The following is a 25,376-nucleotide window of genomic DNA, read 5'->3' as shown; positions in this document are numbered from 1 at the left end:
GGATGGCAATGGGCTCTAACCGGTATACGAATAGTGTTAAACAATGAATAGGACAAACTTTTTAAAACACGGGCATGCTTTGGGCACCGGGCTTAGGTATGGGGCCCTGCTTGGGTCGGTACTTCTCTTCCTTGCCTGTGTCAAGGGCAGGGATTTCGACAAGGCTGCGGACAACTGTGTCGATAAGTTGACGGCGAACGCGACTTTTGAGGAAGTGAGAGGGCTTTATTCGGGCAGTACCGTACAGATTACCGAAGATTTGGTGATCGAGGGGTATGTGATTTCCTCCGATAAGGAAGGCAACTTTTACGGGACCCTGTATTTTCAAGACCGGCCTAGCGATTCTTCCGATGGTTTTTTGATCGAAATCGACCTGCGCGATTCGCACTTGTTCTATCCCGTAGGAAGCAAGATTTTCATCAAGCTACGGGGGCTTTATTTGGGGCAAAGCCGCAATGTTTATAAACTGGGGGCAACATTCGAGTCCTTCGGCACCGTTTCCGTGGGCCGTCTGCCGTCTGCGGCCATAGGCAAGCACATCTTCGTATCTTGCCAGGATCCTGTGCCGATCGAACCTACCCTGGTTTTTTTGGATGCCCTTGACGAGCGTTATACAGGTACCCTGGTACAACTACAAAACATGGAGGTGGCCGAGGAAGAGGTGGGCCTGCCTTTTGCCGTCGCGGAAGAAGAGACCCTTAGGACCCTTGTCGATTGTGCCGATCGGGAAATCGAATTGGTAAACAGCGGGTATTCCGATTTTTATTCGAAACCACTCCCCGAAGGCAACGGCCTGATCCAAGGGGTTCTTATAAGGGAAAACGACGATTATAGGCTGGTCGTCCGAAGTATTGACGATATTAGCTTTACTGGCGATCGCTGTGAAGATGTGGTGGATGAGTTTACATCGACCAGTGTGTTTATTTCCGAACTGGCCGATCCCGATAACAATGCCTCTGCACGGTTTGTTGAACTTTTCAATGCTTCCGACCAAGCCCTGAGCCTTAAGGGTTGGACTATAAGACGGTATACCAATGCCAATACGGAGGTGGGCTCGAGTATCGACCTAACTGGATATACGATCGGGGGGCGTTCGACCTTTTTGATCTCGCCAAATCCTGAAGAATTTGAAAAAGTGTATGGATTTTTTCCCGATTTGGGGGCGCGTACCAATAGTCCGGCCGATTCCAACGGAGACGACAATTTGGAGCTGGTCGATCCCTTTGGTACCGTTATCGACGTTTTTGGGGTCGTAGGCGAAGATGGTTCCGGAACGGACCACGAGTTTGAGGATGGTAGGGCTTTGCGCAGACCGGAGGTTGCAAGGGCGAATCCGGTATATACCTTTTCGGAATGGGAAATTTATAACGATACCGGTGGTTCGGGAACCGTCAACGAACCCAAGTCGGCACCCGATGATTTTACCCCGGGACTCCGAAATTGATTGCCGACTAGGGCCGGCCGGCCTTGGGCAGTACCTTCTCCAAGGTTTCCTTGTTCACGGGCTTGGTCAAATAATGTCCCTCCAAACCGTAGAATCTGGCCTTTTCGTGGTCGTCTGGGTTGATTGACGAACTCATGATGAAGATCTCGGGCCATGTCTCTTTCGAGGGATGGGAATTGGAGAATTCATCCATAAACTCCCACCCACCTAAAACGGGCATGTTTAGGTCTATAAAAATGATGGTGGGCAATTTTTGGCCATCCCTTCGTCGCTGCTCAAAATCTTCCAAGGCATCAAGCCCATTTTCAAAGACCACGGGATCCAGGTCTTTCGAAGGATATAATTTTTTGAGCCCCCTTTTGAGACCAAATACCGAGATGGCATCGTCATCAATGATACATATATCCGTGAGTAATTCGCGCATCGATTGGTTTTTTGTCCTCCCTTTGGCCCATTCTCCAGGAAATCCGGCGGGGTGGTAACGCCGAATGCACCTATTCGCTCGTCTTTAAATTTACAAGAATGGTCTGCAAGTCTTCGCGTACAACGGGTTTTAGTATATAGTTGTTTACTATTTTGTAATTTTTTATGCGTTCCAGGTCGCGGGGGTCGATAGAAGAGCTAATGATGTAAATGGTTATCTCTTTGCGGTTATTGTTCGGAATTTGAACAAATTCTTCCAAAAACTCCCACCCGTTCATAATGGGCATGTTCAGGTCCAGAAAAATTATTGATGGAATTTTTTCGCCTTTGGCAATTATTTCCTTTAGTCCGTCGATAGCATCCTGACCATTATTGTAAACGATAACCTCTTCGCTGAAGTTAACATCCTTCATGACCCGCTTGGTGCTGTAAATGAAAATGGGGTCGTCGTCGATTATACATGTGGTACTAAACATTTATTTCCTGTAATTTTTGGTTGACTTCAAAGTGTAGGGTGAACGTCGTTCCCTCGTTTACGGTACTTTGCACTTCGATTGTGCCGTTCATGGCCTCGATTTGGTTTTTGGTAATAAAGAGCCCGATACCCTTGGCGTCCTTGTTCCGGTGAAAGGTTTTGTACATACCGAATATTTTTTTGCCGTGCCTATCGAGGTTGATGCCCAAACCATTGTCGGCAATGCTTAAAATTACTCTATTTTTTGATGCTTTGGAACTTATGGTTATTTCAGGGGCGCGATCGGGCGAACTGTACTTGATACTGTTACTGATCAGGTTGAGAAAGATACTGTCGATATAGGCCGGTATGCCCATTACCGTTAAATTTTCGGGAAATTGAAGATGAAGGACAACGTTTTTCTTCTGTATCAGGGTATTTAAGTTTTTCTTTACGTTCTTAAGGGTCTTGTACAGGTTAACGGGCTTCATTTTTTCGGAGACTCCTACCTTTAACTGAACCACTTCGTTCAAATGCAAAACGGTTTCGTTGAGGCTCTCGGAGGCATCGCTTAACATATGATGGATCTCGGAGATTTCCTTGGGGTCTTTTTCTTGCTTTATAAAGCCGGTAAGCATAGAAAGATTGGTGGCGTGCGATCTTAGGTTGTGCGAGACAATATGGGCAAAGTTGAGCAAACTATCGTTTTGCTGTTTTGTGATGTGGAGCAAACGGGTGAGTTCTACCTCGGCATTTTTTCGTTCTGTTATGTCAATCACCTGTGCGATCAAATGCTCAAGTTGGTCGTTGTTGTCCCTCACGGCGGTAACGGTCAAAATACCATGTACGATATGCCCTTTTTTATGAAGGTATTTTTTTTCGAGTCGGTAGCTGTTGGTTTCCCCGTTGATCACCTTACGAAAAGCGATCAGGCTCTCTTCAAGGTTTTCGGGGTAAGTGATTTCTTGAAAGCTTAAGCGCATGAGCTCTTCTTCGGTATAGCCCAGACTTTTGCACAGGCTTTGGTTGACCCGGATCCATTGCCCTGCAATATCTACCAAGGCCATGCCCGTATTCGATTTTTCAAAAGCCCCTTGAAACGATTTTTCGCTTCTTTCGAGCATCGACCGGGTATTTTTCAGTTCGGTAATATCGAAATTGGTCCCGACCATTTTCAACGGTTGGCCGAATTCGTCCCGAACGAGTACCGCCCTGGCCCCTAGGTGGCTGATGCCACCGTCGGGCCGAACTATTCTGAACTCGGTTCGATATTCCCTTTTTCCGCTCAATGCTTCCCCATAGTTTTTTAAGAGAGCTTCCCTATCTTCGGGATGTATGGTCGAAAGCCAAAGCCCAAAATCGTTCGGATCGAACTCTCCCTGCTCAACATTGAACAATTTGTACATGTTTTCATCCCAGATCGATTCCTTTGACTTAATGTTGTATTCCCAAATGCCTATATGGGATCCCGAGGTAGCGATGCTCAGTCTTTTTGAAACTTCCCTTAGTTGTAGTTCGGTTCTTTTTTTATCGTCGATATCCTGAAATGTGCCGAATACCCGTATACATTTCCCATTGAGCATTTCAACGTCTCCCATGGCGCGCACCCAGAGCTCGTTGCCCTTGGCCGTAACGATGATCAGTTCGACGTCCCAAGGGGTGCCTTCGCTTATCGCCCGGTCGACGACCTTTGAAATCGTGTCCCGGTGGATACCTTCCTTGTAAAAATTAATGCCCTCTTGCAGGTGGGGCGAATAGTCCTTGGGAACCTCGTGTATCTCTTTGGTGACATCGGTCCAATGTATCTTATTGGTCAACAAATCTATTTCCCAACCACCAATTCTAGCCACTCTTTCGGCCTTCAATACCAATTCTTGGTTCATCTGCAATTGGGTTATGTCTTCAAGAACGACGATCAGGCCCACGATGCTCCCATTGGTATCTTTTCTCGGATTGAGTCGCCATTTGTACCATTTGATGGACCCATCTTGGGCAATAAATTTTTTACCGGGGTCTTCAATGGATTTGCCGTTTAGGCATTGATTGAAAATTTGACGGAATGCTTCGGGTATATGGGGCAGTACCGTAAAAAACTCCCGGCCCTGAAAATCGGTTTGGTCAGGGCACAGCGAATGGCGCCAAACATCGGAGTACGCTTGAAAATGCAAATTTTTATCAAGAAGCGCTATCGATATCGGCGAATCTTTAACTAAGGAATTGACTGTAAGTGTTTCCAAAATAGAGGGGGATTGTTGGTAAAAATACGAATTATTGACATAACGTAGGAATTTAGCTATAAATTGTCGTTAAGATTTCAGAAGCCGCCTCAGCCCGGTCATTGATATATTTGATGGCAAAATAAGAAGTAAATAATGCTCAGGGTAAAAAGGAGGCTTCACTTTTTGTACTTTTCGGTAGTGAAATGGCCGTTGCCGTAAATTATTAGGATATGAACGAAGCGTTTTTCAATGAAATAAGATCGGGCAATACAAGGGCGGTTGAATCTATGCTCGATGAAAGTGCCGATCTGTTGAATGCAAGGGACCAGCGTGGGTCTACCCCGCTTATACTTGCCGCGTACTATGGTCAATCGCAGGTCGTTGACCTGCTTTTGTCCAAAGGGGCAGAGATCGATGCCACCGATGGGGCCGGAAATACGGCTTTAATGGGTGTTTGCTTCAAGGGGTTTTCCGATATTGCAAAGGTTTTGGTCGACAAGGGAGCCAATGTCAACGTTCGCAATGCAATGGGAGCAACGTGTTTGATATACGCGGCTACCTTTAACCAGCTTGATATTGCAAAACTGCTGATCGAAAAGGGCGCCGATGATCTGGTAAAGGACAATCGAGGGAACACGGCCTTGGACCATGCCAGGTTGCAAGGAGCGACGGAACTTGTCGATCTGCTTGAAAAGGCGTGAGGTTGGCCTGAACGTAACTTTCGAAGATAACCGTATGGGATAGCGATAAATTATGAATGATAGGTTGAACATAGCCTTGGTACAAACCCCATTGGTTTGGGAAGATCCGGAGGCGAACAGAAGTCGTATCGGTAAAAAACTGGATGCCCTTGCCCCGAATGTCGATTTGATCGTTCTACCCGAAATGTTCACCACCGGGTTTACCATGTCGCCTGGGAACATAAAGGCCGATGATGGTCGGACAACGATCGAATGGATGGGGCAGTGGGCCGAAAAAAAAGGGGCGGCCTTGGTCGGGAGTATAGCCAACAACTCGCAAGGAGTTTATACCAATCGCCTGTTCTTTGTGCCGCCGGCCGGTGAGGTACGGTTTTATGACAAGCGGCATACCTTTACCTTGGCAGGGGAAGACCGGGTCTATCAATCGGGAAAAAAAAGATTGACGGTAACCTACCGTGGTTTTCGGATTTGCCCGATGATCTGCTACGATCTGAGGTTTCCGGTCTGGGCAAGAAATACCGATGACTATGACCTTTTGTTGTACGTGGCCAACTGGCCGAAAGCCAGGATCGATGCCTGGGACGCCCTGTTAAAGGCCAGGGCTATCGAGAACGTGGCCTATTGCGTCGGGGCGAACCGTATCGGTACTGATGAAAACGGCCATGTTTACAACGGCCATTCGGCCGCATACGATTGCCTGGGCGAGCAAATTGCATTTTCCGACAGGGAGGAAATAATTTATGCAACGCTGTATAAAGACCATATCGCCCAAACAAGAAATAAACTCAAGTTTCTGCAAGATAGGGACCGTTTCAATCTCGAATGGTAAAGGTCTCTACCTTTTCCCAGTTGGCACGTATTTCAATAATATCGGGGTAGTAACTGATTTTTTCGGGTTGAAGCTTCTTTAGGTAATTCCCCGTATCCCATTTTCCGTTGTTGTTGGCATCGAAGATGACCCGTACAAGATAATTGGCGGGTTCCAAATGGTTAAATTCAAAAGCCTGTGGTTCGGTGGCGAGAATTTCCCTTTTGACCTTGCCTTGTTCGTCGGTCAACTGAACGATCAAGGGATACGCGTTTTCATCGACGTTTATATTAAAGGTAAGGTTGCCGAAGTCGGCGTAACTTCCTGTAGATAGAAAGTAGGCCGTGGTGTCGTTTACTTGGCCGAAAAAATCGGTAATGGCACCTGGCAACAGGTCGATTTGGTAGCTTTGGTTGGGCTCTACCGGAAAATCAAGGCTCACATGGTTCAATAAGGTGTCCAATTGGGCCGAGTAATTGACCGGAAGCGAGTCTTGGTCCATCATACTGATCTTGGTCGTGTCGATTTTTGTCAATGGGGTGTTGGCCTGTATATGGAACGGGTCGGAAAAACTTAGGGATCCGCTTTGGTTGGGCCTGAGCTGTAAGCTGTCGATACCGACTTTTCTGCTCTTGACGCTAAAAGTATCCCTAACATTAAAACGTTCGTTCGTAACGGTAAAGACGATCGAATCTACCTCGAAAGGCGTAAACCAGAAATTAATGGTGTCCTTGTCCCTTTCTTTTAAAATTTTGGTATTTACGGTATCGGGTAATTGGGTCAACGGTTCTATTACCACGTCGCTGGCATCCCCGTAATACCCGAACTGTATTCTGTTTTTGGCTACAAAGCTGGGTACGGCCATACTGTAGTTGGGCACCTCCTTAAAAAGGGTCAGCACATAGGTCGAGTCTGTGGGAAGGGTTATGGTGTCTTGCAAAAAGGCGATTTTATCCGCATTTTGGTCGAACACGTTGTTTTTGGCCGCATCTTTTAGGGCGAACAACTTGTACTTGCCCTCTTTCAGGTTTTTGAGTCTGAAGATGACCGCACTGTCCAAGGTATTGGTAATGTAATTTGGCGGTTTTTTGTAAATGGTCGAATCGGTATAGGCGGTATCCAGTTCGTAGAGCATCACACTGATAAAGTCATCGGCCTTTTTGTTAAAGGCATCCCTTACGGCACCCGTCAATTGCAATGAATCTATATAATCCCCCGTAGAAAAAACATAGGTAAGAAAGGCACTTGGGTTGCCCTCGTTGTTGTCTTGTACGCTTTGTCCGAAATTGAGGGTATAGGTGGTATTTTCCCTTAGGGTGTCCTTAAGCTTTATTTCCACATACTTGCTGGCACCGCCCTGTGGGGTGATGTCGGGCTGGTATTTGAGCGGGGGAGATACGATGAGCTGGTTTTGCACGTCTTCGAGTTTGATCAGTTCGTCGAAGTAAAGGCGGATCCGTTTGGCCTTAAAATTGGTTGTCATACCTTCGGGCTCGGTCTTGACCAAGGTAGGCGGGGTTACGTCCTTGGGGCCTCCTGAAGGGCTGCCTTTTCTAGCGCATTGCCACAATACGGTAGCTATCAAAAAAAGAAACAGAAATGCCACAAACCTACGGGCCATAATCGTAAAATCTAGGCTACAAAGAAACAACTAATTTGGTCAATTCCATAATTTCGCCACCACGGCCATGCTGGCTATATAGATGGAGGTGTTCTCTCCTTGTGCGAGTGCACTTGCACAGGTTTCCATTGTTCCCCCGGTCGTTATGACGTCGTCGACCAAAAGCACCCGTTTGTTCTTGAGCAGGGCCACATCGGCGGGTACATAGAGCGATTTGCCGCTTTGCCATCGCCCCAAGCGGTCTTTTTGCGTCTGGGTCTTCGTATTCGCTGTTTTGATCAAGAGGTACTCGTTATAGTCGGCGCCAAGATGGTGGGCCAAACGTTGGGCAAAGCCCGATACTTGGTTATATCCCCTTTTTTTAAGCTTTTTTGGATGTAGGGGTACCGGTGCCACCAAATCTATGGTCCGCTTCAGTTCGCCCCTTTGTTTCAGTAATTGTCCGTACCAGTCGCCCAAGAAAGTGCCGATTTGTTGTTGGTTCCGGTATTTGAGATAGTGTATAAGCTGTTGAACAATGCCTCCCTTGTTGAAAAACAGGAAGGAACTTGCCTTTTCTATGTTAATTCTACCATAAAATATACGGTCTACCGGATTTTCTACGTTAAAACTATAATCGGTAAGAGGCAAATTGTTACGACAACTTGTGCATAGATGTTCCTCTCCTCTGATTAAATGTGTATTACATCCAAAACAGACCCTAGGTAACAGAATGGAATTGATATCAATTAGTATATTTGTTAACTTTTTGTATAGCAAAACCTTATGTCCTAAAAAGAGCAACCTACTTAAAGCCACTCGTTCCCAATGAACGTTCAAGATAATAAATTCAATTATAAGATTATTTTCGTTGCCTTGGTCGCCGTGATTATCGGCGTCCTTCTTGCATTTTACTATAGTTACGCCCAATCTAAAAGTGAGATAGCCTTTTTGGAGCGTGAAAAGGCGATCTTGATGCAAGATTTGAGTTTGATGAAGACCGATGTGGATCGTCTCTCGGCCTTGAACGAAGTCAATGAAATAGAACTTGAGAGCTCAAAATACCGTATCCAACAATTGTTGGATTCCGTTGGCCAATTGAATTTTACCGTCGAAAAACTACGGGAGTACAAATCGGAATTGAGAAGGCTGGAGGCCAAGAACGACAGTCTTAAGTTGAAGAACAACTTCTTGAGGTACAATAATATGCTCCTGTCCGAGAAGTACGAAAAGACGAAAAAAGAGCTCGAACAGTTAAAGGGCAAAAGTATGTCATTGGCCGAAGCGGAGGCCTTGCAGCGCAAAAAGATCCAGGAGTTGAACCAAGAACTCAAGTCAAAAAGCTATTTGACCCTACAAAACACCGAAGGAAGTGGTTTTAGGTTGCGCAGTGGTAAGCCGATCAATACCAATAAGGCCTCGATTATTGAAAAGTTAAGGGGGTGTGTCACGGTAAAGGCCGATATTACCGAGATGAATACGACCAAGGTAATTTACTACCAGTTTTTAGACCCCGATATGCGTGTAATAGAGGACAATGCCAATACGATCAGTGTAAACGGAAACGTCTATAGCAAAAGGGTCGAATTCAAGTTCAGTGGGGAAGACACCAATATCTGCGATTTTATTACCATACCCCAGGGTTCGCTTCAAGAGGGTATGTACAGGCTCAACATCTTCGAAGGACAAAAACTGCTGTCGACTAGCGAATTTGAACTGAAATAATTTTTTCTGACTTTCTTTAAAATCCTATTTTTGCCGCATGGCAAAACAAGAAGACGATTTTAAGCGGGTAATTTCCCATGCAAAGGAATACGGTTATGTATTCCAGTCCAGTGAGATCTATGATGGGTTAAGTGCGGTATACGACTATGCGCAGAACGGGGTAGAGCTCAAGAAAAACATACGCGACTATTGGTGGAAGGCCATGGTTCAGCTCAATGATAATATTGTCGGGATCGATGCGGCCATATTTATGCACCCGACAACATGGAAGGCCTCGGGGCACGTCGATGCATTTAACGATCCCTTGATCGACAATAAGGATTCCAAAAAAAGATACCGGGCCGATGTTCTTGTCGAAGACTATGTCGGCAAGATAGAGGCCAAGATCGAAAAGGAAGTGGCCAAGGCGGCCAAACGCTTCGGCGATAAATTCGACAAGGCCCAGTTTTTGGCTACCAACCCCAGAGTGGTAGAATATCAGGAACAGGCCACATCCATTCTAAAGCGCTTGGGAAGGTCTTTGGAAAATGAAGATTTGGCCGATGTCAAAAAATTGATCGAGGAGCTGGAGATCGCCTGTCCGATGTCGGGCTCTAAAAATTGGACGGACGTCAAACAGTTCAACCTGATGTTCGGTACAAAATTAGGCGCCTCGGCCGAAAACGCCATGGACCTTTACTTAAGGCCCGAGACCGCACAAGGTATTTTCGTCAATTTTCTAAACGTGCAAAAGACCGGGAGAATGAAAATTCCCTTCGGAATTGCGCAGACCGGAAAGGCCTTTAGAAACGAGATCGTCGCGCGTCAGTTTATCTTTAGAATGCGCGAGTTCGAACAGATGGAAATGCAATTTTTCATCAAGCCGGGCACCCAGCAAGAGTGGTACGAAAAATGGAAGGAAACCCGTATGAAGTGGCACCTTTCCCTGGGTATGGGCGAAGAGAACTATCGTTTTCACGACCATGAAAAATTGGCCCATTACGCCGATGCCGCAGCCGATATAGAATTCCGTTTTCCGTTCGGGTTCAAGGAGCTCGAAGGTATCCATTCGCGTACCGACTTCGATTTGGGCAGTCACGAGAAATTCTCGGGAAAGAAATTGCAATACTTCGATCCGGAGACCCGCGAAAGCTATGTCCCCTATGTTTTGGAAACCTCCATCGGACTTGATAGAATGTTCTTGGCCGTATTTGCCAATTCGCTTCGGGAAGAGCAACTGGAAAACGGTTCGTTTAGAACGGTACTCAAATTGCCCGCCGTTTTGGCACCGACCAAGGCAGCGGTATTTCCTTTGGTAAAGAAGGATGGTCTGCCCGAAGTGGCCCATCAAATTATAGAGGACCTTAAATGGGACTTCAACGTACTTTACGATGAGAAGGATGCCGTGGGCCGAAGATACCGAAGGCAGGATGCCAACGGAACACCGTTCTGTATTACGGTCGACCACCAGACCCTCGAGGACAATACGGTTACCATTCGCCATCGCGATTCGATGGAGCAAGAACGTGTGGCCATCGCCGATCTAAAGGGAATCATACACAAGGCCGTCGATATGAAGTCTTGGTTGAAGAAGATGGTGTAAGTCTTCCCCCGGTCTTTCGAGCGAAACCCCTTATAACCGATATCCCAACCGGATGCTAGCGTAAAAGTTTCTGGGGTTTCCGGGGTAATAGTACCGTGGTTCGCCCCCAAAGCTTCCTGCATTGATCAATACCGATGAGGCATAGACCTCGTCGAACAGGTTGTCGATGCCTAAATCGGTCCCGATGCTTACCTTGGAAGATAGTTTTTTATGGTAGCCGAAGCGGGTCGTGAAAACGGTATAGGGCTCGCTGTCGAGGCTGTTGTCGTCCCTTAGGGGGATTTCGGAAACATGCCTGTGCGTGGTATTCCAGTAAAAATCATTGAACAAACGAAGCTGTATACCCGCCGTACGTTCCTGTTTGGGCACCCCGGTCAACGGGTTGCCCGAATAATCCTCTTCCCCATCCACAAAGTCTACAAAAGTATGGTCGTTGAGCGTATAAGTTAAAAAGGGGGAGAATTGGACCTTAGGGCTTATTTCCCAAAGATAATCCATGGTAATCTCTAGTCCCCTGTGCCTTGTTTTTCCTGCATTTCTGCCAATGTATTGGTCTTCGGCGATCCTTTCGGCGACCAATAGGTTGCGCACGTCCATTTGGTAGGCGGCAAGGTTGAGGTGAAACCTTCGGTCGTGAAGGTATAAATCGGTGCCAATTTCGTAGTTTGTGCCGGTTTCCTGGGCGATATTGGGGTTGATAACACCCTCGGGCGTAAGGGTCTGTTCTACGGTTGGGTTTGAAAAGCCTCGGCTGATATTGGCAAAAAGCGCCAGTGTTTCGGTAGGCTTATATTGAAGGTTGAGGCTCGGTAAAAAAATGGTCTCGAACGCCCGTTGTGCACTTTTGTTCTCGGTACCGGTATTGAACCTGTCCCTAAAGTCGTATTCGGTCTTGTTGATGTTGAGTCCGACCTGGGCCTTAAAATCGTCCGTAAAAGGGAACAGAAAGGAAGCGAAGAGGTTCATCTGGCTCCTAAATTCCTTGTTGTCGGCGTATTTTTCGCCTTGAAGGCTTCCGTCAACGGGCTCGTCTAGGGTTTCAAAAAGGTGCCAATTGTACTCGTCTTTGTAGAGTTCGCCCCCTAGGGTATACTCGGTGGTTTTGCCCATAAGGCCGAAACTTCCCTCAAAACGTGTCCGCAGGCCATATCCCTTGGTGTATTCGTCTAGAAAGCCGAGCGGGCTTGGGCGCTGTTCGAAATGGTCGAGATAGCTGTAGAAAACACTTGTGGTGTTTTTTAGGCTGGGACTGAAGTTATGGGTGTAGCTGAGTCCGGCCAAGGAATAATCGTTGGTCTCAAAACCCGAAACCCCGCCCCAATTGGCGGCGGCTTGTTTTGGGTTTTCGGCAAAGGCCGTCTCGCCGATCGAACTGGCTATATGCGCCGTATAGTCGATGTGGTTGACCAATAGCGAGATACTGTTTTTAGCATCGATCTGATAGGATGTGTTCAGCAATATCCCATCGCGATCGAACTGGCTGTTCTCGCGGTATCCGTCGGTTGTTAAATGGCCGTACTGTAGGCCCAATCGCCATTTGCCGTCATAGTGGTTGAAGGAAAGGTTGTTTTTTACCAAGGCAAAAGAGCCCACGGTAAGGTTGTTCGATAGATTGGTCGACTTGCCCAAGGCTTCTTTCGGACTCAGAATGATCGCTCCGCCCAAATGGGTTCCGAAAGCCGTAGCCTTAGGCCCCTTCACCACCTCGATCTGACTCAGGTTCTCCAAGTCAAAGGCTTCAATGGTCGAAAATCCGGACCCATCGGTTACCGGAATGTCGTTGTAATAGAGCTTGAGTTTGTCGGTACCAAAAGCCGTTCGCGAACCCATACCCCTTATCGTGATCCTATTGGTGTTCAGGGCTCCCGAAAAGATATGGACGCCAGGTATTTGGTAGATGGAGGCCACCATATCGACAGGACTGTAGTTTTGAAAGACCTTGGCCGAAATTACGGATGAGGGCTCAAGGCCAACGGCGTTCCTCGTTTTTAGGGTCTCCAACAAGATAACCTCGTCCAATTGGGTGATGGTGTCGTTTTCCGAATGGTTTTGTGCCCAAGTGATAAAGGGAGACGTTAGCAAGTATAGCAATAGAAGTTTCCTCATTGGAGCGGTGTGAGGGGCAAAAATAAGGTTTAAAACCGGAACCCCATAGCCAATGAGCCTCGATACATAAAGCTATTCTGAAAATCTTCCGGGTCGATGTTACGGCCCAAGCCCACCGAAACCTCCAAGGTCAATTTGTCGCCATAGGTAGACCACTTCGAGCCCAGCCCAAGCCCCAGGGCCGTGGTGTGGTAGTTTGGGGTTCGAAGGACGGGTTGGTCAATGGGGTCTTGGTCCCCGGTATAATAAAGGCCGAAGGCCTCGGCAAAGATCCCGCTCTTTGGCCGGTATCCGAAGTAGGCCCTTAGGTTGGGGCCGATACCGAAGTTTCCCAATTGCCCATGGGGGTCGCCGTTAAGGTAAAGACTTCCGCCGATACTGGTGTCGGGGGTAAAATAGAACTCGTACGAACCTTCGATGGCCGATGTTGCCAAGAACCTGCCCATGTTGAAACGTATTTCGTGATGGTTCCGCACGGGCGCATAGCCCTGTCCATAGCCCTTCATACTTACAATAAAAATCGATAAATAGAATATTGCCCTCATTGCCCACGTGTTTTGTCGGGAAACTAAAATCAATTTGTGTTCCAAACTTTTTATAATCATCGGCCATTGCCTATTTTCGGGCAAATTCCACTTTATGAAAATAGTATCGTACAACGTAAATGGTATACGGGCCGCCATCAATAAAGGATTTATCGATTGGCTTAGGGTTACCGACCCGGATGTGGTCTGCCTTCAGGAAATCAAGGCGATGAAGGAGCAGTTGGACCTATCGCTTTTCGATGCGGCCGGCTACCCTTACCACTATTGGTTCAGTGCCCAAAAGAAGGGGTATAGCGGGGTGGCGATCTTGTCGAAGACAAAACCCGACCAAGTGGTCTACGGTACCGGTATCGAATACATGGATTTCGAGGGACGCAATGTCCGGGCCGATTTTAACGGCATTTCGATTATGAGCATGTACCTGCCCTCGGGCACGAATATGGCCCGACTCGAACACAAACTTACCTATATGGCCGATTTTCAGAGGTATGCCGATGAGCTTCGCAAGACCCATCCCAATTTGGTGGTCTTGGGCGATTACAACATTTGCCACCGGGCCATAGACATACACAACCCCGTTGGGTTGAAAAATGTTTCGGGCTTTCTTCCCGTGGAAAGGGAATGGATCGGAAACTTTATCGACAGCGGCTTTATCGATAGCTTTAGGCAGTTCAACCAAGAGCCCGAAAACTATACTTGGTGGAGCTATCGGGCCAATGCCAGGGCCAATAACAAGGGCTGGCGGTTGGACTACGGGATGGTCGCCGAACCCCTAAAAGACCGATTGAGGCGATCGGTGATCCTTTCGGAGGCGAAACACAGCGATCATTGCCCTATTTTATTGGAGGTCGATAATTAATCCGTGGCCCGTAAATTCAGACCCGCACATATTTTGTAAGTTTGGGGCTTTGAAAACCCCAAAGCCCTATGAAATACTCCAAACTGCCCCATACCGATATTGAAGTAAGCAAAATTTGCCTGGGTACCATGACCTGGGGCAACCAGAATACCGAAGCCGAAGGCCATGAACAAATGGACTATGCCGTGGATCAGGGCGTCAATTTTTTCGATACCGCCGAACTGTATCCTATTCCCGCACACCCCGATAGGCATTCGGTAACCGAAAAGATCATCGGTTCGTGGTTTAAGAAAAACGGCAATAGGGATAAAATTATATTGGCCTCGAAAATCGTGGGCAAGGCCGAGATGTCGAAATTTATCCGTACTACGGGCTTTACCCGGGAGTCGATAATCGAGGCCGTCGAAGGTAGTCTGTCGCGCTTGCAGACCGATTATATCGACCTTTATCAACTGCATTGGCCTGAAAGAAAGACCAATTTTTTCGGAAAGAGAGGCTATAAGCACGATATTTCCGATCATTGGGAAGACAATATACATCAGGTTTTGGAGACCATGCGCGACCTGGTCCGCGAAGGTAAGATCAGGCATGTGGGAATTTCCAATGAAACCCCGTGGGGCACCATGCGTTTTTTAATGGAGAGCAAGGTGCATGTGGGCCTACCGAGGACCCTAACGATCCAGAACCCCTACAGTTTGTTGAACCGTTTGTTCGAGGTGGGGCTCTCCGAGATAGCGATCCGTGAGAAAGTAGGCTTATTGGCTTACTCGCCACTGGGCTTTGGTACCTTGTCGGGCAAGTACCTCGGAGGCATGAAGCCCGCCAATGGCCGGATAAGCCTCTTTCCCCAATACACCAGGTACAGCAGTGAAAACGCGGTACGGGCAACCGAAAAATACCATAAGTTGGCCCAGGAGAACGATCTGTCATTGGCCCAAATGGCCTTGGCCTTTGTAAATACCCGACCTTTTCTGACAAGTACCATTATCGGGGCCACTACCATGCGCCAGCTTCAGGAAAACATAGACAGCATCAATGTCGGGTTGAGCGACGAAGTACTCAAGGGCATAGAGGAAATCCACAACGAAATACCTAATCCGGCGCCTTGAACCCTTAAACTAAAGTATATGTATTTTTTAAAAGTGGGCCTTGGCCAACTCGTTCTTATTGTTCTGGCCGTAATCGTCATACTCGTCTGCGCCCGGATCATGCGCGACCGGCGTTAACCGAACAAATCGCTTACCACATCCTCGATTCGGGAGGCCCGGTGTATTTCGATTTTTGTGTTTTTTAGGCCGATTTTATTGTTTTTCGAAACATAAATGGTGCTGAAACCTAGTTTTTCGGCTTCAAGGATGCGCTGATCGACACGTTGTACGGGACGTATTTCCCCGGCGAGACCAACTTCTGCGGCAAAACAGACTCCCTTTTCAATAAATATATCCTCGTTGCTCGAAAGTATGGCCGCGATTACGGCCAAGTCGATCGCGGGATCGTCTACCGAAATTCCTCCGGTAATATTCAAGAAGACGTCCTTGGCCCCCAATTTAAACCCGGCCCTTTTTTCCAAAACGGCCAACAACATGTTAAGCCTCTTGGCATTATAGCCCGTAGTCGAACGTTGTGGTGTGCCGTATACGGCCGTGCTTACGAGGGCTTGGATCTCTATCATCAAGGGCCGCATGCCTTCGATGGTGGAGGCGATGGCCGTACCGCTGAGTTTTTCGTCGTTTTTGGAAATCAGGATTTCGGACGGATTGTTCACCTGTCTAAGGCCGCCACCGTGCATTTCGTAGATACCCAGTTCGGCCGTTGACCCGAACCTGTTTTTCAAAGACCTGAGAATTCGGTAAACATAATTGCGGTCGCCTTCGAACTGCAGTACGGTGTCGACCATATGCTCCAATATCTTTGGTCCGGCAATGGAACCATCTTTGGTAATGTGCCCGATAAGGATGACGGGCGTATTGGTCTCTTTGGCGAATTTGATGAGCTCCGCGGTGCATTCCCGGATCTGTGAAATGCTTCCGGCAGCCGATTCGATATAGTCGGAATGCAGGGTCTGGATCGAATCTATGACTACGATATCGGGTTCGGTGGCCTCGATCTGTCGAAATATGTTCTGTGTCTTGGTCTCTGTAAGGACCAGGCAATTTTCGCTGTCCGGATAAATGCGGTCTGCCCGCATCTTGATTTGCTTTTGGCTTTCTTCCCCCGAAACGTATAGGGTCTTGTACGGTAGTTTTAAGGCGATCTGTAGCAGCAGGGTGCTTTTTCCAACGCCCGGTTCGCCCCCGATAAGTACCAAGGCCCCCGGCACGAGTCCCCCGCCCAGAACACGATTGAACTCAAGGTCGTAAGTGTTCAGCCGTAGCTCTTTGTCGGTCCTGATTTCATTGATGCGCAACGGTTTGGATGCCTTTCTTGCGGACGATGTACTGGTTTTCCAACTTTGTTTTTCCTCTTTTTGGACCAGTTCCTCTACCACAGTGTTCCATTCCTTGCACGCTGTACATTGTCCCACCCATTTGGCGTACTGGGTGCCGCAGTTTTGGCAGAAAAAAGCTGTTTTGGTCTTGGCCATTTTTTAAGATTTCCCGTTCGCGATAAAGGTAAGAAAAGCGGTCAACAAGAAAAGGGGCGTGTTATGATATAAATAAAAAAAGACCCGGTCAAGGGTCTTTTAAATTCGGTTTCGGTCCGGTCTAATATCCGAAGTCGGCTTTAAGGGCATCGATTTTTTCCAGGGCCATTTCCTTGGTCAAGAAATCGATCTCTTCCATACCAAAGGCCTTTTCGAAGCTTTTTAGGGCCTTTTTGGGTTCCCCGATCTGTTCGTAGTACTCCCCTTCAAAATAGAACCCGAGCATGGTACCCTCGAATTCTTTTTTGCAGAGGTCCGCCAAGGGCTTTAGCGATTCGGTATCCTCCTTTTTTCGGCATGCGGCATAAATGGCCATTACATCGTTCAGGTCAACGGTCTTTGTAATGCTGAACAGGTCTTCTATACTTTGGTATTTGTTTTCCAAATATTGAAATACCGGTTCTTCGGAGGTTAATATTTGGGTTTTATATTCTTTGGGGCTAATGGGTTTGAACATGCCGAAAATATTGTCAAAGGCCTTTCCTATGCCGTAGGTGGCGATTGAAATGTGGTCGGCCCCTTCGTACTGGTGAAAATTATAATGCAATGTTTCCTTGTCTATGGCCTTGATGGCTTTGTCCATCTCCATAATTTTTGGAGTGTGCTTGCTTTTTTCGGTTTCGACGATCAGTTCATAGAATATCTGTTGATCGATTGCCCCCAACCGGGAAGGCACCCGGCTCTCCATTTCGGGGGCCAAGGTGGGCGAAATATTGATGTAGGCGTTGAACAAGGAGTTCTCTTTGAACAGCCAATAATTGGTATAATTGGCCGTGATGTCGTAGCCTACGACCATCTTAAAGGGGGCCGTACTGTAATTGAGGTCCAAATAGGGAATGATCTCCATGCCCAGAAACTCGAAGAACTTTTTTCCCTTCTCCGACGGGAGTCCGTTTTCCTCCCACGCACAGTCATCGAGCCGAATACTTTTTTTGCTTTGGTCGATACCCACAACGATACTCGCGGGCATACCGTGAAATTGGTTGTAGAACTTGGCATTGGCAACGACCTGGTCGAAGAGGTATTCCGCATCGAGTACCACGATCAAGGGGTATTTTTTTTCTTTATCGTAATCTTCGGGAAAGTAGTATCTGACATCCCTTCGTTCTTGTAGTTTAAAAGACTCGAAAATCTCTTGGGTTACTTGGGCGCTAAGGGTGGCGCACACGAACATTGCTAAAAAAGTAAGGTTGCGTAGCATGGTTTTGTATTTGGTACGAACGGACCTTATCGGTCTCGGTTCAATAACGGTAATACCAGAAAAGATATTGCCCCAAAAACGACGACCATAAGGGTTTGTGCGATCCACATGATCCAACCGAAAGCATCGCCCGATATTTTGCTGATGCCGAAAATGGCCAGGGCCTTGCTTATCGCTATGGGATACAGGCCGATACCGCCATTGGTGAACATCATGGCCAAAGACCCGGCAACGAAGGCGACCAGCATTTCGCTGGGGGATAGATGAACGGTTTCGGGAACGGTGTACTTAATAACCCAAAGCATACCGATATAGCAGGCCCAGATGAAGAGGGTATGGGCGAGAAACGCCCATTTGTTCTTCATTTTGAAAATGCTCAAAAGACCTTCCATCAAGCCTCTTAAAAAGTGTTTTAATTTGATGGCCCAGGCATGTGACGACTTTTTGACAAAGACAAAGAAAAAGACCGTGGCCACTCCGGCAGCGCCCAAGAGTAAAAGGATCTTGCTCATGGGGATGCCCACGGCTTCGAGGTATCCCATAATAATTTCGGTCTGCAACAACAGGGTTGCCACAATTATGGCCAAGAGCATGACCACATCGATGACCCTTTCGGTAATTATGGTGCCTATGCCTTTTTCGAAGGGTACGCCCTCATAGGTCGTCAGGGCCGTGGCCCTGAGAATTTCCCCGGTTCTCGGTATGCCCAGGTTGGTCAAATAGGCCATCAGGATAATGCAGGTATTGTTGATTATTTTGGGCGAATACCCCATTGGGTGCAACAGGTAATTCCATCGTATCGCCCGCGATATATGGCCCAAAATACCCAATAGCATCGAAGCGGACACCCAAAGTAAATCGGCATCCTTAATGTAGAAGAGAATTTGTTCGCGCTCGGTCTCGGAAGTCGAAATGTACCAGTACCAAACCAAAAAAACTCCCAATGCTATTGGGAGTATGGTCTTGAGCGATTTTTTAAGGGTGCTGTTCAAAAGTTAATTTAACAAGTTGTTTTCTTCATTGGGGAATACAAGGGCGGGATTAAAGTTTTTGGCCTCCTCGATATCCATCCAGGCGTAGGTTATCAAAATAAGTACGTCGCCTACGGCCACTTTTCTTGCGGCCGCCCCGTTCAGGGTAAGCTCACCACTGTTCCTAGGGCCTGGTATGGCATAGGTTTCCAGCCGTTCGCCGTTGTTGTTGTTCACGATCTGAACCTTCTCGCCGCGGACGATGTTGGCGGCATCCATTAAATCCTCGTCAATGGTAATACTTCCTATATAATTTAGGTCTGCACCCGTAACTTTTACACGATGTATTTTTGACTTTACAACTTCTATTTGCATGTTACAAAGTTAATTATAAATTTTTCTAACCAATGTTAATTAGTTAAGGGCAATATTGTCGATTAATCTAACGCCATCGGCATAAACGGCAATAAACGCCCTATATTTTCTATGCCCGTTTATTTCCCTTGCCGGGACCAGGGTCTCGGCTTCGGAAATTTCGATATATTCGAGCTGTAGGTCGGGGTAAGGCGCGAAACTTTCCTTTACCTGTTCCTTTATCTCATCTACACTTTTCGTGCCAAAGGCCTTTTTGGCAGATTTCAGGGTTTGGTAAATAAGCCCGGCCTTTTGTCGCAATTCAGGGGAAAGCCTTTCATTTCTTGAACTCAAGGCCAAGCCGTTGGCTTCCCTGACGATCGGGCAGGGTACGATCTCGACCGGAATGTTGCGTATCTGCACAAGCTTTTTTATGATCTGCAACTGCTGAAAGTCCTTTTCCCCGAAATAGGCCCTATGGGGTTTGACCAATTGGAAGAGGGTCTCGACAATGGTTCCTACCCCGTTGAAATGGTCGTCCCTAAAGGCGCCTTCCATGACTTGGTCCAATCCGTCAAAATCATAGGCCTTTGACTTGATGTCGGTACCGTATATTTCCTCTGCGCTCGGTGCGAAGACGATAATTTCGTCGGAAACCTTTTGGAGCAGGGCTATATCGGCCTGTAGGGTTTTTGGATATTTTTCAAGGTCTTCCTTTTTGTCGAACTGGGTGGGATTGACAAAAATGCTCACCACCGTTGCGTCGTTTTGTTCCACCGCCATACGTACGAGCGACTCATGGCCCTTGTGAAGTGCGCCCATCGTGGGGACAAGGCCCAAGGTTTTTTGGGGAGGGGTGATTTCCAGCTGCTTTGCTAGCTCTTTTTTAGTGCGGACGATTAGCATGGGTTTCGTTTAAAAGCGAGCAAACTTACTATAATTACGGCTAATCTGCATAATTTTTGTAATTTTGCACCCACGTTACAACCCATTAATAAAACTCAATATACATGAATGGTAAAAAGATATTGTTCGTATCGTCGGAATTGGTGCCCTACCTTCCGGAGAACGAAGTTTCCCTAATGTCATACGAAACTCCGAGAATGGTGAACAGTAACGGCGGCCAAATTCGGATTTTTATGCCAAGGTACGGCAATATCAATGAACGTAGGCATCAACTGCACGAGGTGATCAGGCTTTCGGGCATGAACCTGGTGATCAACGATATGGACATGCCCTTGATCATTAAGGTGGCCTCTATACCAAGGGAGCGCATTCAGGTCTATTTTATCGACAACGATGAATATTTTAAACGAAAAGCCACCTTTACCGATGCCGAGGGCAACCTGTTTCCCGATAACGACCAGAGGGCCATATTCTTTGCCAAGGGGGTTGTGGAAACGGTCAAAAAACTGAATTGGACGCCCGATATTATCCACGTGCATGGTTGGATGGCTTCGCTATTGCCCTTGTACCTGAAGAAATATTATGCCGATGAGCCCTTGTTCGATGCCAGTAAGATCGTTACTTCGGTTTACGGCAAGTCGTTTGAGGGTGAACTGGACCCAAGCATGATAAAGAAAATAGCTTTTGACGGTATTCCCGAAGAAAGCATTGCCGTTCTAGAAAAACCTTCCTATAATAATTTGTTAAAAGTTGCTGTAGATTATTCCGATGCCATTATTTTAGCCGCGGAAGATATTCCTGAAGATTTACAGAACCATATTTCCAACCTTGAAAAACCTGTGTTGCCTTACGTTTCGCTGCAAGAGTTTGAAGAAGCGTATGCCAATTTTTATAACACTGAAGTTTTAAAATAGTCCGAATGACATTTTTGAAAAGATTCAATTTTTCTGCTTTGGCGGTAATTTTTGTGATGGCCGCGATAGTAGCATGTGAGCAGGATCCCACGACGATTGGATCTGGTGTCATCGGTAGCTCGCCATTAAACACCGATATAGCGGTTTTTGACGTATTTGCAAAAAACAGGAAAATAGGGGCGGTAAGCACCAACAAATTGCCCGTTTACCAATTGGGTAGCTTTACCCATCCGGTCTATGGCAAGACCGAGGCTTCGATAACGAGCCAGCTGCAATTGTCTTCGATAGCCCCTACCTTTGGCATTTATTCGCAGTCAACGGAAGACAATCCGTCGTCCGATTCGCAAATACCCGAGAACGAAAAAATCGACTCGGTGTATCTCTATATTCCCTTTTTGACCAACCCGAGCGGGGACTCGGATGGGGATGGCCTCGCCGATGAGTTTGACGGCAACCCGGACGATGCGGGCAGTGATACCGATGGCGACGGTTTGACCGATGCCCAAGAAATTAGTAGGGGTACCGACCCGCTCAATTCCGATACCGATGGGGATGGCGTTGACGATGCCGAGGACGATGAATTTATTGCCAATCAATATCGAAAGACGTTTGATCTCGACAGCATTTACGTTAACGGAAAGCCCTACGATAAAAATACAGGGGAGGTTTCCTTTAATCTAAAGGTACAGCGCAGCAATTACTATTTGCGCGACTTGGATCCGAATTCGAATTTTTTGGAGGCCCAAGAGTATTTTTCCGATCAAGGGTTCGATCCTACTTTTGTCGACAGTCTGCTGTTCGATGGCCCCGTGGTTATTAGTCCCGATCAAATACCCCTAAAAAACAGGGACCTTGCATCGACCGAAGATGTTGACGAGTCGGAAGAACTGAGCTATCTCGATCCGGGAATTCGGGTGGCCTTGGACAAGGATTTCTTTCAACACAATATCCTTGATATGGAAGGAAGTACAGAATTGGCCAACCAAGAGAATTTTAAAAACTACCTTAGGGGCTTGCACCTTTCGCTCAGCTCTTTGTCCGATGAAGTTATGCTGTTATTGGATATGAGAAGGGCCAACATTACCTTATCGTATAGTTACGATACCGCCGATACTGACGGAGAGGTTTCCGAAGGGGCCGGCAAAAAGGAGTTTGTGCTGAACTTTATTACCTCGGTCTTATCCCAGGGGCAGGACACGGGGCTGGTTACGGGCAACGCGGTCAATACCTTGGTCAATGACCCTTATCCGGGCGAGGTTTCAGGGGCCATGGATACCGATGCCAACGCTGAAAAAATATATTTGAAGGGAGGTGCCGGGGCATTTGCCGAGATCAATTTGTTCGATCAAGGAAACGGCAAGGAGGCCATCAAGCAGATCAGGCAAAACAACTGGGTCGTAAACGAGGCCAATCTGGTCTTTTATGTCGCGGAGGATACCGATGTCGAACAGCCACCGTCCCTTTACCTCTACAATACCGAGACCGGACTTCCGGTCTATGGGGCGCCCCTTTCCCAAAACGACCAACTGGTCAAGGTTTATGATTACGATGGCCAGTTGGAAAAATCAAGTGACGGAAAGGCACTCAAATATACGGTCAAGATAACGGAACATATAAACGACCTGATTATTCGGGATGTGGAAAACGCTACCTTGGGTCTTTTTGTTACTTCAAGTCTATACCGGACCGATTTGGGAAGCGCCGTGTTGGATGGCAATACCGAAGGTGAAGTTCCGGTCGCGTCCATACTCAGCCCCTTGGGCACCATACTCTATGGTAGTAATGTTGACGATGCGGATGCGGATAAAAAGCTTCGTTTGGAAATTTTCTACACCGAAATAGACTAGGTGATGGCCCGGCCGCATAGGGTTTTTTGCAATCTTTTTAAATCTTTATGTAGTTATACTATCCATTGTTTCTTCACGTTTTACCTTTGTAAAGGGGTGTCTTTCAGTGACAAACTTGTAAATTTGTAAGACATATCAACTTAAATCGAGCAACAAAACTTTAAACTATGTGTGGAATTGTAGGTTATATTGGCCACCGAGAGGCCTATCCAATTATTATAAAGGGACTGAGAAGGTTGGAATATCGAGGTTATGACAGTGCCGGAATTGCACTATACGACGGCAAGGAAATCAACCTTTCGAAGACAAAGGGAAAGGTCGAAGACCTGAAAAATAAGGCCGATGCTTCCATTTCTACGGTCGGAACCTTGGGAATGGGCCATACCCGATGGGCTACGCATGGGGTGCCCAACGATATCAATTCGCACCCGCACTATTCGAATTCGGGGGATTTGGTGATAATACACAACGGTATTATCGAAAACTATGAATCCATTAAAAAGGAGCTTGTAAAAAGGGGCTATACCTTCCAATCCGATACCGATACCGAAGTACTTGTCAATTTGATCGAGGAGGTAAAAAAGCAGGAAAACGTAAAATTGGGCAAGGCCGTACAGATTGCCCTTAACGAAGTGGTGGGCGCTTATGCCATTGCGGTCTTTGACAAACAAAAGCCCGATGAGATCGTGGTCGCCAAATTAGGCAGCCCCTTGGCCATCGGTGTGGGTGAAAACGAATATTTTATAGCTTCCGACGCCTCACCTTTTATAGAATATACGAACAATGCCGTTTATTTGGCCGATGAGGAAATGGCCATAATCAGGTTGGGCAAGGAGATCAAATTACGCAAGATCAAGGATGATGCCATCGCCTATCCGAACATCCATGAGCTTAAAATGAATATTGAGCAGATCGAAAAAGGAGGGTACGATCACTTTATGCTCAAGGAAATCTACGAGCAGCCCCGGGCCATATTGGATACCTATCGCGGTAGGCTCAGGGCCAATCAAGGGATCATTAAGATGGCGGGAATTGACGAGCATCTTGAGAAGTTCTTGAACGCCAACCGAATAATTATTGTCGCATGTGGTACATCGTGGCATGCAGGTTTGGTGGCCGAATATATTTTTGAGGATCTGGTGCGCATCCCCGTGGAGGTGGAATACGCATCGGAGTTTAGGTATAGAAATCCGGTAATCACCGATAAGGACGTGCTTATTGCCATTTCCCAATCGGGTGAGACGGCCGATACCTTGGCCGCGATCAAATTGGCCAAGGAAAAGGGGGCCTTTGTCTTTGGGGTGTGCAACGTTGTAGGTTCGTCGATTGCAAGAGAGACGCACGCCGGGGCCTATACCCATGCCGGGCCCGAGATAGGGGTGGCCTCTACCAAGGCTTTTACGACCCAGATTACCGTATTGACCCTCATCGCCCTTAAGTTGGCGAAAGAGAAGGGTGAGTTTTCAGAATCGAAGTTCCACGAATTTTTGAGCGAGCTCGAGACCATTCCGTCAAAAGTGGAAAGGGCCTTGGAATCCAACCCCCTCGTCGAGATTATCTCGAACGTATATAAAGATTCGAGCAATTGCCTCTATCTAGGTAGGGGATACAATTTTCCAGTGGCATTGGAAGGGGCCCTTAAACTTAAGGAAATCAGTTATATTCATGCCGAAGGGTACCCTGCGGCGGAAATGAAGCACGGACCGATCGCCTTGATAGACGATCAAATGCCCGTGTTCGTTATTGCCACGAAAAAGGGGCACTATGAGAAAGTAGTCAGCAATATTCAGGAAATTAAATCGAGAAAAGGGAAGATCATCGCCATTGTAACCGAAGGTGATGAGCAGGTAACCGAGCTGGCCGACCATGTAATTGAAGTGCCGGAAACCTTGGAAAGCTTATCCCCCTTGCTTACGACGATTCCTTTGCAACTGCTTTCGTACCATATTGCCGTAATGCGCGGTTGCAATGTCGATCAGCCACGAAACCTGGCGAAATCGGTTACCGTTGAGTAGGTATTTTTAACAATATATTTTCTTGTTTTACTATGGCCACAGAACCCTCTGTGGCCTT

General features: G+C 47.1%; 22 protein-coding genes. 10 read left to right on the top strand and 12 right to left on the bottom strand.

Annotated elements, in window-relative coordinates:
* The first annotated feature begins 43 nt into the window (after positions 1–43).
* Positions 44–1,444, top strand: coding sequence for a DUF5689 domain-containing protein (locus tag BUB37_RS00865; protein WP_072986966.1), 1,401 nt, complete (start codon positions 44–46; stop codon positions 1,442–1,444).
* Between the two features lie 7 nt (positions 1,445–1,451).
* Here the strand turns inward: BUB37_RS00865 and BUB37_RS00860 are convergent, their stop codons facing one another.
* The 3 genes from BUB37_RS00860 to BUB37_RS00850 form a co-directional block, all read right to left on the bottom strand.
* Positions 1,452–1,868: a response regulator gene (locus BUB37_RS00860; protein WP_072986964.1), complete on the bottom strand. Its 417-nt coding sequence runs from the start codon at positions 1,866–1,868 to the stop codon at positions 1,452–1,454.
* Between the two features lie 70 nt (positions 1,869–1,938).
* A complete protein-coding gene (locus tag BUB37_RS00855) occupies positions 1,939–2,343 on the bottom strand; it encodes a response regulator (protein WP_072986961.1) in 405 nt (134 codons plus the stop codon).
* Positions 2,336–4,558 carry a PAS domain S-box protein gene (locus BUB37_RS00850; RefSeq protein ID WP_072986958.1) on the bottom strand — a complete coding sequence of 741 codons (2,223 nt, stop codon included), beginning with the start codon at positions 4,556–4,558 and terminating at the stop codon, positions 2,336–2,338. Before BUB37_RS00850 ends, BUB37_RS00855 begins: the two co-directional genes overlap by 8 nt.
* A 212-nt stretch (positions 4,559–4,770) precedes the next feature.
* Between BUB37_RS00850 and BUB37_RS00845 the strand changes: the two genes are divergently transcribed.
* Both BUB37_RS00845 and BUB37_RS00840 read left to right on the top strand, forming a co-directional pair.
* Positions 4,771–5,241, top strand: coding sequence for an ankyrin repeat domain-containing protein (locus BUB37_RS00845; RefSeq protein ID WP_072986954.1), 471 nt, complete (start codon positions 4,771–4,773; stop codon positions 5,239–5,241).
* 52 nt (positions 5,242–5,293) lie between these two features.
* Positions 5,294–6,070 carry an amidohydrolase gene (locus BUB37_RS00840; RefSeq protein ID WP_072986951.1) on the top strand — a complete coding sequence of 259 codons (777 nt, stop codon included), beginning with the start codon at positions 5,294–5,296 and terminating at the stop codon, positions 6,068–6,070.
* Here BUB37_RS00840 and BUB37_RS00835 read toward each other — a convergent pair.
* On the bottom strand, positions 6,054–7,670 hold the full coding sequence (locus BUB37_RS00835; protein ID WP_072986949.1) for an Ig-like domain-containing domain: 1,617 nt from the start codon (positions 7,668–7,670) through the stop codon (positions 6,054–6,056). The two genes, BUB37_RS00840 and BUB37_RS00835, sit on opposite strands and share 17 nt — an antisense overlap.
* 39 nt (positions 7,671–7,709) lie before the next feature.
* A complete protein-coding gene (locus BUB37_RS00830) occupies positions 7,710–8,300 on the bottom strand; it encodes a ComF family protein (RefSeq protein WP_244526686.1) in 591 nt (196 codons plus the stop codon).
* A gap of 177 nt (positions 8,301–8,477) precedes the next feature.
* On the opposite strand from BUB37_RS00830, the gene BUB37_RS00825 reads away from it, so the two are divergent.
* Positions 8,478–9,374, top strand: coding sequence for a hypothetical protein (locus BUB37_RS00825; protein ID WP_072986947.1), 897 nt, complete (start codon positions 8,478–8,480; stop codon positions 9,372–9,374).
* 37 nt (positions 9,375–9,411) lie between these two features.
* Positions 9,412–10,956: a glycine--tRNA ligase gene (locus BUB37_RS00820; protein ID WP_072986945.1), complete on the top strand. Its 1,545-nt coding sequence runs from the start codon at positions 9,412–9,414 to the stop codon at positions 10,954–10,956.
* Between the two features lie 30 nt (positions 10,957–10,986).
* On the opposite strand, the gene BUB37_RS00815 is transcribed toward BUB37_RS00820, so the two are convergent.
* Positions 10,987–13,062: a TonB-dependent receptor family protein gene (locus tag BUB37_RS00815; protein WP_072986942.1), complete on the bottom strand. Its 2,076-nt coding sequence runs from the start codon at positions 13,060–13,062 to the stop codon at positions 10,987–10,989.
* 29 nt (positions 13,063–13,091) lie between these two features.
* Positions 13,092–13,607: a hypothetical protein gene (locus BUB37_RS00810; protein WP_072989613.1), complete on the bottom strand. Its 516-nt coding sequence runs from the start codon at positions 13,605–13,607 to the stop codon at positions 13,092–13,094.
* 94 nt (positions 13,608–13,701) lie between these two features.
* On the opposite strand from BUB37_RS00810, the gene BUB37_RS00805 reads away from it, so the two are divergent.
* The gene (locus BUB37_RS00805; protein ID WP_072986939.1) at positions 13,702–14,466 is read left to right on the top strand and encodes an exodeoxyribonuclease III; all 765 of its coding nucleotides are present in this window, start codon (positions 13,702–13,704) and stop codon (positions 14,464–14,466) included.
* Positions 14,467–14,534: 68 nt separating this feature from the next.
* Positions 14,535–15,575, top strand: coding sequence for an NADP(H)-dependent aldo-keto reductase (locus BUB37_RS00800; RefSeq protein ID WP_072986936.1), 1,041 nt, complete (start codon positions 14,535–14,537; stop codon positions 15,573–15,575).
* A gap of 113 nt (positions 15,576–15,688) precedes the next feature.
* On the opposite strand, the gene radA is transcribed toward BUB37_RS00800, so the two are convergent.
* The 5 genes from radA to panC all read right to left on the bottom strand — a co-directional run bounded on the left by radA (position 15,689) and on the right by panC (position 20,542).
* Positions 15,689–17,050: a DNA repair protein RadA gene (gene radA / locus BUB37_RS00795; RefSeq protein ID WP_072986933.1), complete on the bottom strand. Its 1,362-nt coding sequence runs from the start codon at positions 17,048–17,050 to the stop codon at positions 15,689–15,691.
* A gap of 121 nt (positions 17,051–17,171) precedes the next feature.
* Positions 17,172–18,311 carry an alpha/beta hydrolase gene (locus tag BUB37_RS00790; protein ID WP_072986930.1) on the bottom strand — a complete coding sequence of 380 codons (1,140 nt, stop codon included), beginning with the start codon at positions 18,309–18,311 and terminating at the stop codon, positions 17,172–17,174.
* A gap of 26 nt (positions 18,312–18,337) precedes the next feature.
* Positions 18,338–19,303: a lysylphosphatidylglycerol synthase transmembrane domain-containing protein gene (locus tag BUB37_RS00785; RefSeq protein ID WP_072986928.1), complete on the bottom strand. Its 966-nt coding sequence runs from the start codon at positions 19,301–19,303 to the stop codon at positions 18,338–18,340.
* Between the two features lie 3 nt (positions 19,304–19,306).
* Positions 19,307–19,657 carry an aspartate 1-decarboxylase gene (gene panD, locus BUB37_RS00780; protein ID WP_072986925.1) on the bottom strand — a complete coding sequence of 117 codons (351 nt, stop codon included), beginning with the start codon at positions 19,655–19,657 and terminating at the stop codon, positions 19,307–19,309.
* 39 nt (positions 19,658–19,696) lie between these two features.
* Complete coding sequence (panC, locus tag BUB37_RS00775; RefSeq protein ID WP_072986922.1) at positions 19,697–20,542, bottom strand: pantoate--beta-alanine ligase; 846 nt, start codon at positions 20,540–20,542, stop codon at positions 19,697–19,699.
* A 104-nt stretch (positions 20,543–20,646) separates the two neighbouring features.
* Here panC and BUB37_RS00770 point away from each other — a divergent pair, with 104 nt between their 5' ends.
* From BUB37_RS00770 to glmS, 3 genes are all read left to right on the top strand, one after another.
* Entirely contained in the window at positions 20,647–21,456 is an 810-nt protein-coding gene (locus BUB37_RS00770; protein WP_072986919.1) for a glycogen/starch synthase, read from the top strand.
* Positions 21,457–21,461: 5 nt separating this feature from the next.
* Positions 21,462–23,303, top strand: a complete 1,842-nt coding sequence (locus BUB37_RS00765; RefSeq protein ID WP_072986907.1) for a DUF4270 family protein — start codon at positions 21,462–21,464, stop codon at positions 23,301–23,303.
* A 167-nt stretch (positions 23,304–23,470) separates the two neighbouring features.
* The gene (gene glmS / locus BUB37_RS00760) at positions 23,471–25,318 is read left to right on the top strand and encodes a glutamine--fructose-6-phosphate transaminase (isomerizing) (protein ID WP_072986905.1); all 1,848 of its coding nucleotides are present in this window, start codon (positions 23,471–23,473) and stop codon (positions 25,316–25,318) included.
* The last annotated feature ends 58 nt before the right edge of the window (positions 25,319–25,376 follow it).

It is taken from the genome of Pseudozobellia thermophila (genome assembly GCF_900141855.1).
Lineage (GTDB): Bacteria > Bacteroidota > Bacteroidia > Flavobacteriales > Flavobacteriaceae > Pseudozobellia > Pseudozobellia thermophila.
This window is presented reverse-complemented; position numbering and strand designations above follow the sequence as displayed.

What these genes read in the sequence shown, in the direction of transcription:
- BUB37_RS00770 (WP_072986919.1), top strand. Translation starts at nt 20,647, where the DNA reads ATGAATGGTAAAAAGATATTGTTCGTATCGTCGGAATTGGTGCCCTAC.
- BUB37_RS00820 (WP_072986945.1), top strand. Translation starts at nt 9,412, where the DNA reads ATGGCAAAACAAGAAGACGATTTTAAGCGGGTAATTTCCCATGCAAAG.
- BUB37_RS00790 (WP_072986930.1), bottom strand. Translation starts at nt 18,311, where the DNA reads ATGCTACGCAACCTTACTTTTTTAGCAATGTTCGTGTGCGCCACCCTT.
- BUB37_RS00860 (WP_072986964.1), bottom strand. Translation starts at nt 1,868, where the DNA reads ATGCGCGAATTACTCACGGATATATGTATCATTGATGACGATGCCATC.
- BUB37_RS00765 (WP_072986907.1), top strand. Translation starts at nt 21,462, where the DNA reads ATGACATTTTTGAAAAGATTCAATTTTTCTGCTTTGGCGGTAATTTTT.
- BUB37_RS00815 (WP_072986942.1), bottom strand. Translation starts at nt 13,062, where the DNA reads ATGAGGAAACTTCTATTGCTATACTTGCTAACGTCTCCCTTTATCACT.
- panD (WP_072986925.1), bottom strand. Translation starts at nt 19,657, where the DNA reads ATGCAAATAGAAGTTGTAAAGTCAAAAATACATCGTGTAAAAGTTACG.
- BUB37_RS00835 (WP_072986949.1), bottom strand. Translation starts at nt 7,670, where the DNA reads ATGGCCCGTAGGTTTGTGGCATTTCTGTTTCTTTTTTTGATAGCTACC.
- BUB37_RS00805 (WP_072986939.1), top strand. Translation starts at nt 13,702, where the DNA reads ATGAAAATAGTATCGTACAACGTAAATGGTATACGGGCCGCCATCAAT.
- glmS (WP_072986905.1), top strand. Translation starts at nt 23,471, where the DNA reads ATGTGTGGAATTGTAGGTTATATTGGCCACCGAGAGGCCTATCCAATT.
- panC (WP_072986922.1), bottom strand. Translation starts at nt 20,542, where the DNA reads ATGCTAATCGTCCGCACTAAAAAAGAGCTAGCAAAGCAGCTGGAAATC.
- BUB37_RS00855 (WP_072986961.1), bottom strand. Translation starts at nt 2,343, where the DNA reads ATGTTTAGTACCACATGTATAATCGACGACGACCCCATTTTCATTTAC.
- BUB37_RS00810 (WP_072989613.1), bottom strand. Translation starts at nt 13,607, where the DNA reads ATGAGGGCAATATTCTATTTATCGATTTTTATTGTAAGTATGAAGGGC.
- BUB37_RS00840 (WP_072986951.1), top strand. Translation starts at nt 5,294, where the DNA reads ATGAATGATAGGTTGAACATAGCCTTGGTACAAACCCCATTGGTTTGG.
- BUB37_RS00825 (WP_072986947.1), top strand. Translation starts at nt 8,478, where the DNA reads ATGAACGTTCAAGATAATAAATTCAATTATAAGATTATTTTCGTTGCC.
- BUB37_RS00845 (WP_072986954.1), top strand. Translation starts at nt 4,771, where the DNA reads ATGAACGAAGCGTTTTTCAATGAAATAAGATCGGGCAATACAAGGGCG.
- BUB37_RS00800 (WP_072986936.1), top strand. Translation starts at nt 14,535, where the DNA reads ATGAAATACTCCAAACTGCCCCATACCGATATTGAAGTAAGCAAAATT.
- radA (WP_072986933.1), bottom strand. Translation starts at nt 17,050, where the DNA reads ATGGCCAAGACCAAAACAGCTTTTTTCTGCCAAAACTGCGGCACCCAG.
- BUB37_RS00865 (WP_072986966.1), top strand. Translation starts at nt 44, where the DNA reads ATGAATAGGACAAACTTTTTAAAACACGGGCATGCTTTGGGCACCGGG.